Below are 1,836 nucleotides of genomic sequence, written 5' to 3'. Positions count from 1 at the left end.
GCCCGCGTGCACCGACCTGACGACGCGGCCCTGGCTGATGCAGGCCGGCGTCCGCGTCGAGGACGCGTCCTTCCACGCCCGCGGCCCGGTCGCGACCGCCGGCGGCTGCCTCGCGTCGCAGTACCTCTCGGCGTGGGTGATGCTGCGCTGCGCCGGCGCGGCGGCCGCCGAAAAGGCGCTGAACCGGGCCGCGCCTGTCGGCGAGAAGGACGCCTACGTGAAGCGCCTGCTCGCGGTCGTGAGCCCGTTCGTGCACTGACGGTGCCCGGGAGGGTTTCTGGCGATACTCCCCGGCCCATGACCGACCTCGCTCCCGAAGTGCGCCGCCGCCGCACGTTCGCCATCATTTCCCACCCCGACGCCGGCAAGACCACGCTCACCGAAAAGCTCCTGCTCTTCTCGGGCGCAATCCAGATCGCCGGCTCGGTGAAGGCGAGGAAGGCCTCGCGGCACGCCACCTCCGACTGGATGGAGATCGAGAAGCAGCGCGGCATCTCGGTCGCGTCGTCGGTGATGCAGATGGAATACCGCGGCTGCGTCATCAACCTGCTCGACACGCCCGGCCACCAGGACTTCTCCGAAGACACCTACCGCGTGCTGACCGCCGTCGACGCCGCGCTGATGGTCATCGACGCGGCCAACGGCGTCGAGCCGCAGACGCGCCGCCTGCTGCAGGTCTGCCGCGCCCGCAACACGCCGATCCTCACCTTCGTCAACAAGATGGACCGCGAGGTGCAGGAGCCGCTGGTCCTGATGGACGAGATCGAGCGCGAGCTCGGCATGGAGGTCGTGCCCTTCACCTGGCCTGTCGGCATGGGCAAGCGCTTCCACGGCGTCATGGACCTGCGCGAGAAGCAGATGCGCGTGTTCAAGGGCGGCCAGGACCGCGACCGCGACAGCGGCAGCGGCGACGAGATCCTCGCCGGCCTCGACAACGCCGAGTACGCCGGCCGCTTCGGCGCCGAGTACACGCAGGCGCAGGGCGAGATCGAGCTGCTCACCGACGCCGCGCCGCCGTTCGACCGCGCCGCCTTCCTCGCCGGCAGGCAGACGCCGATGTTCTTCGGCTCGGCGGTCAACAACTTCGGCGTCCGCGAGGTGCTCGACGCGCTCGTCGACCTGGCGCCGCCGCCCGGTGACCGCATCGCCATCCAGCGCACGGTGCATCCGGAGGAGACGAAGTTCAGCGGCGTCGTGTTCAAGATCCAGGCCAACATGGACCCGGCGCACCGCGACCGGATCGCCTTTCTGCGCGTCGCCTCGGGCCACTTCGAGCGCGGCATGCGCCTGAAGGTCGTGCGCTCCGGCAAGGAGCTGCGTCCGAACACGGTGGTGAGCTTCCTGTCGCAGCGGCGCGAGCTGCTCGACGAGGCCTTCGCCGGCGACATCATCGGCATCCCGAACCACGGCGTGCTGCAGCTCGGCGACACGCTGACCGAGGGCGAGCAGCTGCAGTACACCGGCCTGCCGTTCTTCGCCCCGGAGATGTTCCGTTCGGTCGAGGTCGCCGACCCGCTGCGCACCAAGCAGCTGCGCGCCGGCCTGACCCAGCTCGGCGAGGAAGGCGCGATCCAGGTCTTCAGGCCGGTGGCCGGCTCTGTGCTGCTGCTCGGCGCCGTCGGCCAGCTGCAGTTCGAGGTGGTCGCGCATCGGCTCGAGCACGAATACGGCTGCAGGGCGCGCATCCTGCCGGCGCGCTACAACGTCGCGCGCTGGGTCACCTGCGAAACCGGCGACGGCGCCGCCGCCGACGAGCGCGAGCTCAAGCGTTTCATCGACGGCAACTCCCACCGCGTGGCGCTCGACGCCGTGAACGCGCCGACGGTGCTGCTGGAG

Annotated in this window: 1 protein-coding gene and 1 pseudogene; both read left to right on the top strand. The window is 70.5% G+C overall.

Annotated elements, in window-relative coordinates; all coding sequences use genetic code 11:
• Nucleotides 1-259, top strand: a pseudogene (locus AC30N0_RS09075) (AraC family transcriptional regulator); the annotation flags it as partial.
• A gap of 38 nt (nucleotides 260-297) precedes the next feature.
• The coding region (locus AC30N0_RS09070; RefSeq protein ID WP_489517599.1) for a peptide chain release factor 3 at nucleotides 298-1,836 on the top strand (1,539 nt) is incomplete at its 3' end.

This window comes from Rhizobacter sp., from assembly GCF_031412495.1.
GTDB lineage: Bacteria > Pseudomonadota > Gammaproteobacteria > Burkholderiales > Burkholderiaceae_C > Schlegelella_A.
Note: the sequence above shows the minus strand (reverse complement) of the source record. Positions and strands in the feature narration are given on the sequence as shown.